2 protein-coding genes and 1 pseudogene are annotated in these 17,662 nt (G+C 70.6%); all 3 read left to right on the top strand.

Translation table 11 applies throughout. The annotated features are described in order from the left end of the window. Nucleotides 1-157: 157 nt before the first annotated feature. Nucleotides 158-1,315 (top strand): DegT/DnrJ/EryC1/StrS family aminotransferase, encoded by a 1,158-nt coding sequence (locus tag ACN20J_RS08120; protein WP_419665607.1) that lies wholly within the window; start codon nt 158-160, stop codon nt 1,313-1,315. A 127-nt stretch (nt 1,316-1,442) separates the two neighbouring features. Next, nucleotides 1,443-12,482, top strand: a complete 11,040-nt coding sequence (locus tag ACN20J_RS08115; protein ID WP_419665606.1) for an SDR family NAD(P)-dependent oxidoreductase — start codon at nt 1,443-1,445, stop codon at nt 12,480-12,482. Between the two features lie 10 nt (nt 12,483-12,492). After that, nucleotides 12,493-17,589 (top strand): annotated as a pseudogene (locus ACN20J_RS08110) (SDR family NAD(P)-dependent oxidoreductase); the annotation flags it as partial. Between the last annotated feature and the right edge of the window lie 73 nt (nt 17,590-17,662).

Genomic DNA, 17,662 nt, shown 5'->3' with positions numbered 1-17,662 from the left:
GGTGCAGGTCGGTTGTCCCAGCCGCTATTCAGGGTCCGGAATAGGGGGCGAGGAGGGCGCGCTAGGGGAGCGACCCCTTGTGAACTCGGCACGGTAGGGGTGGGCTCGTTCGACCTAGGGGTTATCCGTCCGGCGTTCCCCTATTTACGCTCGACCCGTGTCCGAACTACCGCGATTCCCGGAGCCGCTGCATGTCGGCCGCCCCAATATAGGCGACCGCAAGCGCCTCCAGGAGAGAATCGATACCGCCCTGGACCGGCGCTGGCTCAGCAACGGCCCGCTGGTTATGGAGCTTGAGGAGACGGTGGCGGCCCTGGCCGGCACCGCTCACTGCGTTGCCACGTGCAACGGCACCATCGCCCTCCAACTGGCCGCGCGGGCCTGTGGCATCGAGCCGGGGACGGAGGTCATCGTCCCCGCCTTCACCTGGGTCGCCACCCCGCACGCGCTCAGCTGGATCGGCGTCACCCCGGTCTTCTGCGACGTGGACGAGGAGACCGCCAACCTGTCCCCGGCCCTGGTCAAGGAACTGATCGGACCGGCGACCGGCGGCATCCTCGGCGTGCACGTCTTCGGCCGGCCCTGCGCCGTCGAAGAACTGACCGACATCGCCGCCGGCGCCGGCCTGCCTCTGATGTTCGACACCGCGCACGGCCTCGGCAGCACCTACCACGGCAGGCCACTCGGCGGATTCGGCTCCGTCGAGGTGTTCAGCTTCCACGCCACCAAGTTCATCAACAGCTTCGAGGGCGGCGCGCTGGTCACCGACGACCCCGGGATCGCCGCCCGCGCACGGGCCATGCGCAACTTCGGCATCGGAGAGGACGGCCTCGTCCAGTCCCACGGCACCAACGCCAAGATGGGCGAGGCCAGCGCGGCGATGGGCCTCACCTCACTGGAGAACATCGACGCCCTCATCGCGCACAACACCCTCAACCACCGCAGGTACGAGCAGGGCCTCGACGGACTGCCCGGCGTCAGCGTCCGCCGGCAGGCACCGGGGGAGCGCGCCAATCACCAGTACGTCGTCATCGAGATCGACGAGACGGCTGCGGGCATCCACCGGGACCGCGTCCACGAAATCCTGGAGCACCACAACGTCCGCTCCCGCCGCTACTTCCACCCCGGATGCCACCGGCACGAGCCCTACCGCAGCCACCCCGGGATCCACGCGCCGCTGCCGCTGCCGCACACCGAGGGGCTTTCCGAGCGGGTCCTGTCACTCCCGACCGGATCGGTCATAGGCGCCGAAGAAATCTCCGGGGTCTGCGACATCATCCGATGGGCCGTCGAATCGACGAGAACCATCACGTGAAATGGCCGCCATGCGAACGAGCTTGGTCCGGCAGGAAATGCGGGAATTCTGGCCGAGCCGGTGAATCCCGTGCGTCGGCGAAGGGCGACGCCGGATTCCCGGACGTATCGAGCAGGCGGGTGTAGGGATGTCGAACGAAGAGAAACTTCTCGATTACCTCAAGCGGACCACCGCGGATCTCCGCGAGGCCCGCCGGCGTCTGCGCGAAACAGAGGAAAGGGAACACGAGCCGATCGCCGTCGTCGGCATGAGCTGCCGTCTCCCCGGCGGGATCACCACCCCGGACGACCTGTGGCGACTGGTCGCCGCAGGCGAGGACGGCATCGGCCCCTTCCCCGCCGACCGCGGCTGGGACATCGAGGGACTCTACGACCCCGATCCCGACAGCACCGGACACAGCTACGTCCGTGAGGCCGGATTCCTCGACAGCGTCACAGACTTCGACGCCGAGTTCTTCGGCATCTCACCGCGCGAGGCCCAGGCCATGGACCCCCAGCAACGCCTCCTCCTGGAAACCTGCTGGGAAGCACTGGAACACACCGGCCTCGACCCGGCGACACTGCGCGGCAGCAGCACAGGCGTGTTCGGCGGCGTCATGTACTGCGACTACGGCTCCGCCGCGGCCGACATCCCCGAAGACCTCGAGGCGTACCTCGCCGCCGGCAGCGTCGCGAGCATCGTCTCCGGGCGGGTCTCCTACCTCTTCGGCCTGGAAGGACCGGCGGTCTCGGTGGACACCGCCTGCTCCTCCTCGCTGGTGAGCCTGCACCTGGCCGCCCAGGCGCTGCGCCGGGGCGAGTGCACCCTCGCCCTGGCCGGCGGGGTCACGGTGATGTCCACGCCCAGGATGTTCGTCGAGTACAGCCGCCAGCGTGCCCTGTCCCCGGACGGCCGGTGCAAGGCGTTCTCCGCCTCTGCCGACGGTACGAGCTGGGCGGAGGGAGTGGGGGTCCTCGTCCTTGAGCGGTTGTCCGAGGCGCGGCGCAACGGCCATCGGGTCTTGGCCGTCATCCGGGGTTCGGCGGTCAACCAGGACGGCGCGAGCAGTGGTTTCACCGCCCCGAACGGGCCTTCTCAGCAGCGGGTGATCCGCCAGGCACTCGCGGACGCGGGCCTGACCCCGGCCGACATCGACGTTGTCGAGGCGCATGGCACGGGGACGTCCCTGGGGGATCCGATCGAGGCGCAGGCGTTGTTGGCCACGTATGGGCAGGAGAGGCCTGGGGGCCGGCCGTTGTGGCTGGGGTCGTTGAAGTCCAACACCGGTCACACCCAGGCGGCGGCCGGGGTGGCCGGTGTGATCAAGATGGTCATGGCGATGCGTAGGGGTGTGCTGCCCCGGACGTTGCACGTGGATGAGCCGTCGCCGCATGTGGACTGGTCGACGGGGGCGGTTCAACTGCTCACCCGGGCACGGCCGTGGGAGCGGGACGGCCGGCTGCGCCGGGCGGGGGTCTCGTCGTTCGGGATCAGTGGGACCAATGCCCACTTGATCCTGGAAGAGGCTCCGGAGACGGAGAGTACGGAGGGTTCTGAGGAGGCCGGGGGGTCTGGCAGCCCGGCTTTGCCGGTGGTGCCGTGGGTGTTGTCGGCTCGTACGGGGGAGGCGTTGCGGGCGCAGGCTGCGCAGTTGGCTGCTCATGTCACCGCCGGGCGGGATCTGGACCTGGTGGATGTTGGGTATTCGCTGGCCGCGACGCGTGCTGTGTTGGAGCATCGTGCGGTGGTGGTCGGTGCGGATATGGCTGAGCTGGTGGGTGGGCTGGAGGCGGTGGCCCGGGGTGAGTGGCTGGGTGGGGTGCCGGTTGGTGGTCGGCTGGCGTTCGTCTGTTCTGGTCAGGGCAGTCAACGGCTGGGTATGGGGCGGGAGTTGTACGAGTCGTTCCCGGTGTTTGCCCGTGTGCTGGATGAGGTGATCGGGGAGCTGGGTCTGCCTTTGCGGGAGGTCATGTGGCCCGTTGAAGGGGCTGATGGCCAGGGCCGTTTGGATGGTACGGAGTTTGCGCAGCCGGCGTTGTTTGCGTTGGAGGTGGCGCTGGGGCGGTTGTTGGAGTCGTGGGGTGTGCGGCCGGACTATGTGGCTGGGCATTCGGTCGGTGAGCTGGCCGCTGCGTATCTGGCCGGGGTGTTCTCGTTGGCGGATGCGTGTGCGTTGGTGGTGGCGCGTGGTCGGTTGATGGGTGCGTTGCCTGCGGGTGGGGCGATGGTCGCGGTGCGGGCCACCGAGGGCGAGGTGGCTGCCGTTCTGGCGGACCAGGATCTCGGTCTGGAGCGGGTGGCGATCGCGGCGGTCAACGGCCCCGACGCTGTCGTGATCTCCGGCGAGGAGAGTGCCGTGATGCGGGCTGCGGCTCGCTTCGAGCGCACGCGGCGGTTGCGGGTCTCGCACGCCTTCCATTCCTCTTTGATGGACCCGATGCTCGACGCCTTCGCCGAAGTAGCCCGGTCGGTCACGTTCCACCCGCCGGTTATCCCGCTGGTGTCCAACCTCACCGGCACCTTCGCCGACCCGAAGGAGCTGTGCACCCCCGAGTACTGGGTGCGCCACGTACGCGAGGCGGTCCGGTTCGGTGACGGCATGCAGGCGTTGCGCGAGGCGGGAGTTGGTACGTTCCTGGAGATCGGCCCCGACGCGACCCTGACCGCCCTTGCGACCCTGTCCGCAGACGCCGATCAGGCCGGGGACGCGGTCCCCGGGCTGCGCCGAGACCGGCCCGAGGCGGCCCATCTCCTGCGGGCCCTGGGCGACTTGCACACCCGAGGCGTACCCGTCACCTGGCCCGCCCTTTTCGAAGGCCGGCCCGCGCACCTCATCGACCTGCCCACCTACCCCTTCCAACGCAGGCGCTACTGGCTCGACGGGTCCACGCCGTCCGGTGACCCCGTCGGCGTGGGCCAGGGGCCCGCCGAACACCCGCTGCTGGGCGCCATGGTGACGCTCCCCGGATCGGACGGGCTGCTGCTGACCGGCAGGCTGTCTCTCGCCACCCACCCCTGGCTGGCCGACCACGAGGTGCTCGGCACCGTCCTGCTCCCCGGCACGGCATTCGTCGAACTGGCCATCCACGCCGGAGACCAGGTCGGTACCCCGGCCATCGACGAACTGACCATCCAGGCACCGCTCGTCCTGACCGAGCGCGGCGGGGTCGCACTCCAGATCGTCGTGGAGGGCCCCGACGCCTCGGGGCGCAGGAGGATAGCGATCCACTCGCGGTCCGAGCACACGCCCGCCGAGGAGGAATGGACGCCGCACGCCATTGGCGTCCTGACTCCGACTGTCCTCGCCCCGACCGTCCCCGCCGCCGACACCGCCATCACCGACCTACGGGCCTGGCCCCCCGAGGGTGCCGTCCAGACCGACGTGTCGGACTTCTACCCACGCCTCGCCGAGCGGGGCTTCGGCTACGGTCCGCTCTTCCAGGGCGTGCGAGCGGCCTGGCAGCGTGGCGGCGAACTCTTCGCCGAGGTCGCCCTGCCCGAAGACGCCGTGGGCGACGCCGCCTCCTACGGCCTCCACCCCGCACTGCTCGACGCCGCCCTGCACGTAAGCATCCTGAGTGAGGAACAGCAGGACGGCCCGGCGATCCCGTTCGCCTGGAACGGGGTGACCGTGCATGCCTCGGGCGCCGCCGAGCTGCGCGTCCGTGTCGCTCCGGGCGGGAGTTCCGTGTCGGTCGCCGACGGCCAGGGCCGACCGGTGGCTGAGATCGCCGGGATCGTCGCCCGGCAAGTGACCTCCGCCCAACTAGGCGGCGGAACGGGGGAGCGGGCGGCGCTGCACCGCGTCCACTGGGCACCTGCCCCCGGTCCCGCGACGCCCGTCGACTCCTGGGCCGTCATCGGTGACGACAGCCTGGCGGGTCGGCCTGAGGTCGCCGTTCACCCGGATCTCGCCTCACTCGTCGCGGCGATCGAGGCAGGCGCCACCGTACCGAGCGACGTGCTGCTGGACGCCCGTCGCTTCTCCCCGGACGCGGGGCACACAGCGGTCCCCGCCAGCGTTCTCACGGTTGTCGACCAGGTGCTTCCGGTGCTTCAGGCATGGCTCGCCGACCACCATCTGGCCGCCTCCCGGCTGGTGGTGGTCACCGGTTGCGGCGTGGGCGTCGACCCGGACGAGGACATCGCGAACCTGGCTCAGGTACCGGTGTGGGGGCTGGTACGAGCGGGCGCGCAGGAGAACCCCGGCCGCTTCGCCCTGCTCGACATCGACGCGCGGGAAGACGGAGGCCGCCCCGAGCCCCGCCTGCTGGCGGAGGCCCTGGGCAGCGGCCAGGAAGAGATGGCAGTGCGCGGCGGCACCCTGCTGGTGCCCAGGCTCACCAGGACCGAGCCCGCTGAGCCCGCCGAGTCCGCTGATCCCGTCGAATCCTCCGATCCCGTCGAATCCGTCGAAGCGGGTCGACCGGCGTCCCCGTGGAACGCCACGGGCACCGTGCTGATCACGGGCGGCACCGGCGGCCTCGGCAGCCTGGTGGCCAGGCACCTGGTGACCCGTCACGGCGTACGGCACCTGCTGCTCACCAGCCGTCGGGGCACCGAGGCCCCCGGCGCTGCCGAGCTGGCCGAGGAACTGACCGGGTACGGAGCTGATGTCACCGTCGCCGCCTGCGATGTCGCCGATCAGGACGCCCTGGCCCGCCTGCTTGCCCAGATCCCCGGCGGGCACCCGTTGACCGGGGTGGTGCACGCCGCTGGGGTCGCCGAAGGAGGCTTGATCTCCGGCCTCACCCCCGAGTCGATGCGACGGGTGCTGCACCCCAAGGTGGATGCGGCCTGGCATCTGCACAGGCTCACCCGCCACTTGGACCTGTCCGCCTTCGTACTGTTCTCCTCCTCCGGCGGTCTGGTCCTCGCGGCCGGTCAGGGCGACTACGCCGCCGCGAACACCTTCCTCGACGCCCTCGCTCAGCACCGCCGCGCCAACGGCCTGGCCGCCACCTCCCTCGCCTACGCCGCCTGGGACCTGCCCGTCGGAATGACCGCCCAGCTGACCGAGACCGATCTCAATCGCCTCAGCTCCCTGGGACTCCCCGCCCTCAGCGCCGACCAGGGCATTGACCTGTTCGACAAGGCCCTCACCACCGGCCATGCGCTGCTCGCCCCGCTGGTCCTCGACACGGCCGTTCTGCGCTCCCGTGCACGTACCGGGACCCGAAGCGGCGCAGGCACGGGGACTGGCAGGGGCACCGGCACCGAACTTCCGCCCTTGTTGCGCCCCATCGCCCGGACCAGGCCAAGTGCGCGGCCCGCCACCGCGACTGTCTCCGGCAGCGGACTGGCCGAGCAACTGGCAGGCCTCTCCGAGTCCGAGGCGTTGCGGACGGTCCTGGAGCTGGTCCGCACCCATACGGCAGCGGTGGTCGGGCACGCGTCCCCCGAGGCGATCGAGCCCGACCGGGCCTTCCAGGAGTTGGGCTTCGACTCGTTGACCGCGCTGGAACTCCGCAACCGACTCAACGGCGTCACCGGCGCCAACCTGCCGGCCACCGTGGTCTTCGACCGGCCGAGCGCACGGGCGCTCGCCGTTCACCTGATGTCCGAAGTGCTGTCCGAGGCGCTGTTCGACGTGCCGGGCGCCGAGGACCGGACTCGGCCGACCGTCCCGGTGCTGCCCGCGGCAACCGACGAACCCGTCGCCATCGTCGGCATGGCCTGCCGATATCCGGGCGGGGTCACGGGAGTTGAGGACCTGTGGCGGCTGGTGGCGGACGGCGTGGACGCCATCACCGAGTTCCCGGTCGACCGGGGCTGGGACCTGGGGCGGCTCTACGACCCGGAGTCCGCACGTCCCGGGACGAGTTACGTGCGTGAGGGCGGGTTCCTGGAGGGCGCGGGGGGCTTCGACCCGGAGTTCTTCGGGATCTCGCCGCGGGAGGCGCGTGAACTGGACCCGCAGCAGCGGTTGTTGTTGGAGGTCTCGTGGGAGGCGCTGGAACGCGCCCGGATCGTGCCCGCCACTCTGAAGGGCACGCCCACCGGGGTGTTCGCGGGGGTGATGTACCACGACTACCCCACGGAGGCGAGTGCGGGCAGCATCGTCTCCGGCCGCGTTGCCTACACGCTCGGCCTGGAGGGTCCGGCCATCTCGGTGGACACCGCGTGTTCGTCCTCACTGGTGAGCCTGCACCTCGCCGCTCAATCGCTGCGCAACGGCGAATGCGGCCTCGCACTGGCCGGCGGAGTGACGGTGATGTCCACGCCCCTGAATTTCGTGGAGTTCAGCCGCCAGCGCGGCCTGGCCCCGGACGGCCGCTGCAAGGCGTTCTCGGCTTCGGCCGACGGCACCGGCTGGGCGGAGGGGGTGGGAGTGCTCGTCCTTGAGCGGTTGTCCGAGGCACAGCGCAATGGCCACCAGGTCCTGGCGGTCATTCGGGGTTCGGCGGTCAACCAGGACGGTGCGTCCAATGGGCTGACGGCTCCGAATGGTCCTTCTCAGCAGCGGGTGATTCGGCAGGCGTTGGCGAGTGCGGGGCTTTCTGCGGCGGATGTGGATGCGGTGGAGGCGCACGGTACGGGTACGGCGTTGGGAGACCCGATCGAGGCGCAGGCGCTGCTGGCCACGTACGGGCAGGACCGGTCGGGGGACCGGCCGTTGTGGCTGGGTTCGCTGAAGTCGAACATCGGGCACACGCAGGCGGCTTCCGGCGTCGCGAGTGTGATCAAGATGGTCATGGCGATGCGCAACGGTGTGCTGCCCCGGACGCTGCATGTTGACGAACCTTCACCACACGTGGACTGGTCGACAGGCGCGGTTCAACTGCTCACCCAGCCACGGCCGTGGGAGCGGGACGGTCGGCTGCGCCGGGCGGGCGTCTCGTCGTTCGGGATCAGTGGCACCAACGCCCACTTGATCCTGGAGGAGGCCCCGGAGCTACCGCAGGACACCCCGGCGGAGCCTGCAGTGCGTCTTCCCGTTGTGCCGTGGGTGTTGTCGGCTCGTACGGGGGAGGCGTTGCGGGCGCAGTCTGCGCAGTTGGCTGCTCATGTCACCGCCGGGCGGGATCTGGACCTGGTGGATGTCGGGTATTCGCTGGCCGCGACGCGTGCTGTGTTGGAGCACCGGGCGGTGGTGGTCGGTGCGAATACGGCCGAGTTGGTGGGTGGGCTGGAGGCGGTGGCCCGGGGTGAGCGGCTGGGTGGGGTGCCGGTCGGTGGTCGGCTGGCGTTCATCTACTCCGGCCAGGGCAGCCAACGCCTGGGCATGGGGCGGGAGTTGTACGACACCTTCCCGGTGTTTGCCCGTGTGCTGGACGAGGTGATCGAAGAACTGGGCCTGCCGCTCCCGGAGATCATGTGGCCCACGGAACAGACCGAGAACCACGGCCGCCTGGACCGTACGGAGTTCGCGCAGCCGGCGCTGTTCGCGCTGGAGGTGGCGTTGGGTCGTCTGCTGGAGTCGTGGGGTGTGCGGCCCGACTACCTCGCGGGGCACTCGGTCGGTGAACTGGCCGCAGCACACCTGGCCGGGGTGTTCTCGTTGGCGGATGCGTGTGCGCTGGTAGCAGCACGCGGCCGGTTGATGGGTGCGCTGCCTGCAGGGGGTGCGATGGTCGCGGTGCGGGCCACCGAACACGAGGTCGCCACCGTCCTGGCGGGCGTGGAGCGGGTGGCGATCGCAGCGGTGAATGGTCCTGAGGCGGTGGTCATCTCCGGCGAGGAAACCGCCGTGATGCAGGCCGCAGCCCACTTCGAGCACACCCGACGTTTACGGGTCTCGCACGCCTTCCACTCGCCGTTGATGGACCCGATGCTGGCTGCCTTCCGCGAGGTTGCCGCGCAGGTGACGTTCCACCCGCCGGTGATTCCGCTGGTCTCCAACCTCACCGGCAGCCTCGCGGACCCGAAGGAGCTGTGCACTCCCGAGTACTGGGTACGGCATGTACGCGAGGCGGTCCAGTTCGGTGATGGGATACGGACGTTGCGCGCCGAAGGCGTGACCACGTTCCTGGAGATCGGCCCCGACGCCACCCTCACCGCCCTCGCGGCCCTGTCCGCAGACGGCGATAAGGCCGGGGACGCGATCCCCGCCCTGCGCCGTGACCGGCCCGAGGCCGCCCATCTCCTCCAAGCCCTGGGCGACTTGCACACCCGGGGCGTACCCGTCACCTGGCCCGCCTTCTTCGAAGGCCAGCCCACCCGCCCCGTAGACCTGCCCACGTACCCCTTCCAGCACAAGCACTACTGGATGGACGCCACGCAGGACACGGTGGATGTGCAGCAGGCAGGACTGGAGAGTGCCGAACACCCGTTGCTGGGCGCGGTGGTGGAGCTGCCCGGCTCGGGGGATGTGGTCCTGTCGGGCCGCCTGTCGGTCGAGCGACAGCCCTGGCTGGCCGACCACACCGTCATGAGCACCATCCTGTTCCCCGGCACCGGCTTCGTCGAACTGGCCATCCGAGCAGGCGACGAAGTGAACTGCCCGGTGCTGGAGGAACTCACACTGCACAACCCACTCCCCCTGCCCGAACACGGCGGCGTGGCAGTGCAGGTGATGGCAGCCGCCCCCGACCAAAACGGCCACCGACACCTACGCATACACACACGACCCGAGCACGCCACCCCCGACGAAAAATGGACCCTGCACGCCGAAGGCACCCTCACCCCCGACACCACCCCCACCAACACACCACCAGACATGGAGACGTGGCCCCCCGCCCACGCCACCCCCCTACCACTCGACGACTGCTACGACCGGCTGGCCAAGCAGGGACTCCACTACGGCCCCGTCTTCCAGGGCGTACGAGCCGCCTGGCACCGTGCCGACGAGGTGTTCGCCGAGGTCGAACTCCCCGCCCAGACCACCGATGCCACCTCCTACGGCATCCACCCCGCCTTGCTGGACGCCGCCCTGCACGCCGCGCTCCTCGTCCCGGACGACGAGAACGACGAGAACGATAGGTGGGGCGAGAACAACGGGAGGGGCGAGAGGAGCGCGAGGAACGACGACGAACAGCACCCGTCGGTGCCCTTCGCCTGGAACGGCGTACGACTGCACACGTCCGGGGCGTCCGCCCTGCGGGTCCGGATTTCGGGTGGTGCCATCAGTGCGGCCGACGCCACCGGAGCGCCGGTGATCACCGTGGAGTCGCTGACCACCCGCCCGGTGACCGGCGACCAGCTCAACACCGCCACCGGCACACATACTTCGGGCTCGCTCTACCGGCTCGATTGGGTACCTGTCTCCGCTCCGGCGTCCCTCGCCGATCCCGCCGCGCCTGACTGGGCGGTCGTGGGCCGCGCCGCCTCCGGACCCGGTACCTATCGGGACATGGCCGCCCTGCTCGACGCGGTCGGCTCCGGGGACCTGCCCGTGCCCGAGACCGTACTCCTCGTCGTCGCGGAACAGGACCCCGTCCGCCCCGTGCCCGAGACGGTCCGAGCATCGGTCGACGGCGCTCTCGATGTCCTCCGGACGCTGCTGACCGACGGCCGGTTGGAGGCAACCCGGCTGGTCCTGGCCACCTGCGGTGCGGTGGCCACCGCGACCGACGAGAGCGTCACCGACCTGGGACACGCGGCGGTGTGGGGCCTGGCGCGCGCCGCGCAGGAGGAGGAACCCGGCCGGATCGTACTGATGGACCTGCCGACCCCGTACACCTCCTCCCTGCACACCCCCCTACACGCCCCCATGCTCACTCTCCAAACCGCCCTGGCCGCCGACGAACCGCAACTGGCCGTGCGCGGCGACCGCCTCCTGGCCCCCCGCCTGGCACGGCAACGAGCAGGCACAGACGTGGAAGCGGACCAGCGGCACGAAGCACCCGACTGGGACCGTGACGGCACCGTGCTGATCACCGGCGGCACCGGGGGTCTCGGCCGTCAGATCGCCCGGCACCTGGTGACCGAACACGGCATGCGCCACCTGGTGTTGGCCGGCCGCCGCGGCCTGGACGCGCCCGGTGCCCCGGACCTGGTCGCCGAACTGGCCGAGCTGGGCGCCCGGACCACCATCGCGGCCTGCGACATCACCGACCGGGACGCTATCGCCGGGCTGTTGGCCGACATCCCCGCCGAGCATCCGTTGACCGCCGTCGTGCACTCCGCCGGAGTCCTGGACAACGCCCTGATCGCCGACCTGACACCACGGCACCTCGACAACGTGCTCAACGCCAAGGCCGACGCGGCATGGCACCTGCACGAACTGACATGCGGCCTGGACCTGTCGGCCTTCGTTCTGTTCTCCTCCGCGGCCGGTGCCCTCGGCACCGCCGGGCAGGGCAACTACGCCGCTGCCAACGCGTTCCTCGACGCACTCGCCCACCACCGCCACGGCCTCGGCCTGCCGGGCCAGTCCCTCGGCTGGGGACCGTGGGGCGGAGGCCTGGGCATGGCCGGAGACCTGGCCGAGACCGACCGCTCCCGCATGCTCCGCAACGGAATCCAGGCGCTCTCTCCCGACGATGGCCTCCGGCTCTTCTCCATGGCCGTGCGCGCCGCGCCCGGAGACGACCCCGCGCTGTTGCCGCTGCGGCTGGACCTCGGCGCCCTGCGGGCCCAGGCCCAGGCAGGGAATCTGCCGACGGCACTCCGGGGCTTGGTCCCCACCCCCTCGTCCCGGCGTACTGCCCAGGACGCGGCCGGCGACAACGGGCGGGCCCTGACGGCACGGCTCGCCGCGCTCTCGGACACCGAACGCGAACGCGCGCTCACCGACCTGGTGCGCGGCCACGTCGCCGCCGTCCTCGGCCACAGCACGGGCGAGGCGACCGCGATCGAGGCCCACCACACGTTCCAGACCCTCGGCTTCGACTCGCTGACCGCGATCGAATTGAGGAACCAGATCAAGAAGGTCACCGGCCTGCACCTGTCGGCCACTGCAGTCTTCGACTACCCGAGCCCGGCCGCGCTGGCCCGCCACCTCGGCGAGCAACTGGCCGCCCGGTGGTCGTCCGGTCAGGGGCAGAGCCTTCGCTCGGTACTGGCCGAGGCGGACCGGCTGGAGGCCGCCTTGGCCGCGGTGCCCCAGGGCGACGGCGAACTCACCAGGATCACCGGGCGGTTGGAGACGCTCCTACGCCGCTGGCACGGCCGACTGGCCGACGCCGACCCGGACTCGAGCCCGACCGACGGCTCAGCCGGACTCACCACAGATCTTCAATCGGCCACCGACGACGAGCTCTTCGAAGTCCTCGACGCCGAACTCGGACTGCCAGGGAGTGCCTGACGGAATGGCGAACGACGAGAAACTCCGCGACTACCTCAAACGCGCCACGGTCGACCTCCGCGAAGCCCGCCGACGTCTCCGCGAAACCGAGGAAAGGGCACACGAGCCGATCGCCGTCGTCGGCATGGGCTGCAGGCTGCCCGGCGGTGTGACCTCTCCCGAGGAGTTGTGGGAGACGGTCGCAGGCGGCCACGACGCCCTGTCACCCTTTCCCGCCGACCGAGGCTGGGACCTCGCGTCCCTCCACGACACCGACCCCAACCTCGACTCCGACAGGCCCGGGACCAGCCACGCCCAGGCAGGCGGCTTCCTCGCCGGTATCGCCGACTTCGACGCCGGGCTGTTCGGCATCAGCCCGCGCGAGGCACTGGCCATGGACCCGCAGCAGCGCCTCCTGCTGGAGACCACCTGGGAGGCCCTGGAACGCGCGGGCATCGACCCGCTGTCACTGCGCGAGAGCCGCACCGGGGTGTTCGCCGGAGCCATGTACCACGACTACGCCACCCGGGCCATGAACGTGCCCGACGACGTCGCCGGATACCTGCTCCTCGGCAACTCCACAGCCGTCCTCTCCGGCCGGATCTCCTACGTCCTCGGCCTCCAGGGCCCCGCCGTCTCCATCGACACCACCTGCTCCACCTCGCTGGTCACCCTCCACCTGGCCTGTGCCGCGCTGCGCCGCAAGGAGTGCTCGCTGGCGATCGCCGGAGGCGCCACGGTCATGTGCGCACCGGATGTGTTCGTGGAGTTCAGCCGCCAGGGCGTGCTGTCCCGCGACGGCCGGTGCAAGGCGTTCTCCGCCTCGGCCGACGGTACGGGCTGGTCGGAGGGGGTGGGGGTCCTCGTCCTTGAGCGGTTGTCCGACGCACGGCGCAACGGCCACCAAGTCCTGGCCGTCATTCGCGGCTCGGCGGTCAACCAGGACGGCGCCTCCAACGGCCTGACCGCCCCCAACGGCCCCGCCCAACAACACGTGATCCGCCAGGCACTCGCCGACGCGGGCCTGTCCCCGGCGGACATCGACGTCGTGGAGGCGCACGGTACGGGGACGTCCCTGGGTGACCCGATCGAGGCGCAGGCGCTCATCGCCACCTATGGGCAGGACCGGCCCGGGGACCGGCCGTTGTGGCTGGGTTCGCTGAAGTCGAACATCGGTCACACCCAGGCGGCGGCCGGGGTGGCCGGTGTGATCAAGATGGTCATGGCCATGCGCAACAACGTGTTGCCCCGGACGCTGTACGTTGACGAGCCGTCACCGCATGTCGACTGGTCGGCCGGGTCCGTGAAACTACTGACCGACGCGCGGCCGTGGCATCCCGAGGGGCATCCGCGCCGAGCGGGTGTCTCGTCGTTCGGTATCAGTGGCACCAACGCCCACCTGATCCTCGAAGAGGCCCCCCAGACCGAGAACTCCGAGCAGCCCGAGCAGCCCGTCCAGTCTCTGCCGGTGGTGCCGTGGGTGCTGTCGGCCCGTACTGAGCAAGCCCTGCGGGAGCAGGCCGCGCGACTGGCGGACCACGTCACCGGGCGGGACCTGGACCGGGCCGCTGTGGCCTACTCGCTGGCCACCACGCGCGCCGAACTGGAACACCGGGCGGTGGTCGTCGGTGCGGACACGGCTGAGTTGGTGGCTGGGCTGGGCAAGGTCGCCGGGGGCGAGGCGGGGGAGGGCGTCGTTGCTTCGGGTTCGCTCCGGCCGGGCAAGCTGGCGTTCGTCTGTTCCGGCCAGGGCAGCCAACGCCACGGAATGGGACGGGAGTTGTACGAGTCGTTCCCGGTGTTCGCCCGTGTGCTGGACGAGGTGATCGGGGAACTGGGCCTGCCCCTGCGGGAGATCATGTGGCCTGCGGAAGGGGCCGAGAGCCACGGCCGTCTGGATGGTACGGAGTTCGCGCAGCCGGCGTTGTTCGCCCTGGAGGTGGCCCTGGGCCGGTTGCTGGAGTCGTGGGGTGTGCGGCCGGACTATCTCGCCGGGCACTCCGTCGGTGAACTGGCGGCTGCGCATCTGGCCGGGGTGTTCTCCCTGCCGGATGCGTGCGCCCTAGTGGTGGCGCGCGGTCGGTTGATGGGCGCGCTGCCCGAGGGCGGTGCGATGGTCGCCGTGCGAGCCACCGAGGACGAAGTCACCGCGGTGCTGTCGGGCCAGGAACACGACCACCAGCTGGTGACCATCGCGGCGGTCAACGGCCCGAACGCGGTGGTCATCTCCGGCGAGGAGAGTGCCGTGACGCAGGCTGCGGCCTGCTTCGAGCACTCTCGGCGGTTGCGGGTCTCGCACGCTTTCCACTCGCCGTTGATGGACCCGATGCTGGATGCATTCCGCGAGGTTGCTGCTCAGGTCACCTTCCACCCACCGGTCATCCCGCTGGTCTCCAACCTCACCGGCACCCTCGCCGACCCGAAGGACCTGTGCACGCCCGAGTACTGGGTACGCCACGTACGCGAAGCAGTCCGCTTCGGCGACGGCCTACAAGCCCTCCGCACCGCAGGAGCAACCACCTTCCTGGAAATCGGCCCCGACGCCACCCTCACCACCCTCTCCACCCTGTCCTCCTTCTCCGACCAGGACGGAGACGCGTTCCCCACCCTGCGCCGGGACCGGCCCGAAACCCCTCAGCTCCTCCACGCACTCGGCCACCTCCACACCCGAGGCATCCCCGTCGACTGGCCCGCACTCTTCAAGGACCAGCCCACCAGCCACGTAGACCTGCCTACCTACCCCTTCCAGCACAAACGCTATTGGCTGGCCCCGGCGACGGACGAAGCTCCAGCGGCTGCCGGTCCTGCCGAGAGCGGGTTCTGGCAGGCGGTCGAGAGCGAGGATTCCGACTCCCTCGCGGCGGATCTCGGCATCGAGCCCGCCGATCTGGCACCGGTGCTGCCCGCGCTGTCGTCCTGGCGCCGCCGCAACCGCGGTCGGTCCGCTCTGGACCGCCTCCGCTATCGAATCGCCTGGCACCCCGTCCAGCTCGGTACGGGAGTCGGCGCGGCAGCCGGTACGGGGATCGGTACGCCAGCCGACACGTCAACCGACACGTCACCCGATACGCCAACCGGTATGGCGACCCCATCGGCCCCCGACTCCGCACGCTCCGGAAGCTCCGGAGATTGGCTGGTCGTAGTGCCGCCCTCACACCGTGCCCATCCGCAGACCGCGTCGATCGTCGACGGGCTCGCCCGGCGCGGCGGCGCCCACGTGGTCCCGGTCGTCGCGGAGGGCACGGACGAGGAAGGGCTCGTAGCCCAGCTGCGCGAACACTTCGCCGCCACCGACGCGGCCCCCGCGGGCGTGCTTTCGTTGCTCGCCCTGGACGAGGAGCCGCATCCCCGGCAGCCGACGCTCTCGCGCGGCACGGCGGCGACGGTCGCCCTGGTCCAGGCACTGGAGACGCTCGGGGCGAACGCGCGTCTGTGGTGCCTGACTTCCGGTGCCGTCCCTGTGGGCGACGAGGAGATCAGCCCCGCGCAGGCGGTGGTGTGGGGGATGGGGACCGTGCTGGGGCTGGACCACCCCGACACCTGGGGCGGCCTGGTCGACGTACCCGGCATACTGGACGACGCCATGGCCGACCGCCTCGCGGAAGCGCTCCAGGGCCACGACGGTCACCCGGTCGAGGACCAGTTGGCGCTCCGCCAGTCCGGCACGTTCGCCCGCAGGTTGGTACGCGCCCCACGCGCAGTCGACACCGACCGGCAGCCGTGGCCGCCGTGGAAGCCGCACGGAACCGTGCTCGTCACCGGTGGCACGGGAGTCCTCGGCGCCCATGTCGCGCGCTGGCTGGCCCGGAACGGCGCCGATCACCTCCTGCTCACCAGCCGCCGAGGACCCGACGCGGAAGGTGCCGCTGAACTGGCGGTGGAACTGGCCGAGTTGGGCGCCCGATCCACCATCGCCGCCTGTGACATTACCGATCGAGACGCGCTTGCCGCCCTCCTGGACAGCGTGCCGGCGCAGTATCCGCTGACCGCCGTGTTCCATGTCGCGGGAGTCATGCACCAGTCGGGGAAGCTGTCCGGGACGACCCTGGAGGAGTTCGCGGAGATCGGCCGATCGAAGACCGCCGGTGCCACGCATCTGGACGAACTACTGGCCGAGCAACCGCTGGAAGCCTTCGTCCTCTTCTCCTCGGGCGCCGCCGCCTGGGGCAGCGCCGGACAGTGCGCGTACGCGGGCGCGAACGCCTTCCTCGACGCGCTGGCACACCAGCGCCGGGCCCGTGGCCTCGCGTCGACCTCCGTCGCCTGGGGCGCCTGGCGGGGCGGCATGGTCGACGAGGAGGCGGCAGCCCAGCTGCGACGGCTCGGCGCTCCCGCCCTGGACGCCGAACCGGCTCTGGCCCTGCTCGGCCAGGCCCTGGAAGACCGGGAAACCCACCTCGTGGCAGGCGACTTCGACTGGCCGCGGTTCGCCGAGACCTACACCTTCGCCCGTCCGCGTCCCCTGATGCGGGCCCTGCCCGAGGTGGCCGCCGCGCTCGCGGCACACGACCGCCCCGGCGCGTCCAACGCCGGAGGCGACACCGGACCCGGCAACGGTAGTGGCAAAGGTAGTGGCAATGGCGGCGATCCGGCCCTGATCGCCAGGCTGGCGGCGCTGCCCGAGGCCGAACGGGAGCCGGCGCTGGTCGAGTTGGTGAACGAGCAGGTGGCACAGGTGCTCAACTACGACGACCCGGCAGAGATCGGGCAGGACCGTGCGTTCAAGGACCTCGGCATGGACTCGATGACCGCGATCGATCTCCGCAACCGGATCGGCGCCACAGTAGGGGTACTGCTGCCCGCGACCCTGGTGTTCGACCACGCCTCCCCGGCCGCGCTCGCCCGGCACCTGCGCAAGGAACTCTTCGACGACGAACCGGGAACCGTCGACGGCGTACTGGCCGACCTTGCCCGGCTGGAAGCCACGATGACCGCCCTTCCGCCCGAGGAGATCGCGAGGACCAGGCTGCCCGCCCGGCTCCAGTCGCTGATCTCCAGGCTCACCGAGAGCACCGGCGGAGCGGACGGCACGGACGGTACCGACAGCGCCGCTGTCGCCGACCGTCTCCAGGAGGCGAGCGCCGCCGACGTGCTCGCCTTCATCGACAAGGAACTCGGGGTGGGCTGAGTCCCCGGTCGGCCGGTAGGGGCGGTTAGGGGTAGGCGCGCCTTCGACGCCCACCGGATTCTTGCCCCTCGCG

It is taken from the genome of Streptomyces sp. 2-1 (genome assembly GCF_048564895.1).
GTDB classification, from domain to species: Bacteria; Actinomycetota; Actinomycetes; order Streptomycetales; family Streptomycetaceae; genus Streptomyces; species Streptomyces phaeochromogenes.
The sequence above is the reverse complement of the archived record's forward strand: the minus strand, read 5'-3'. Positions and strand labels throughout refer to the sequence as shown.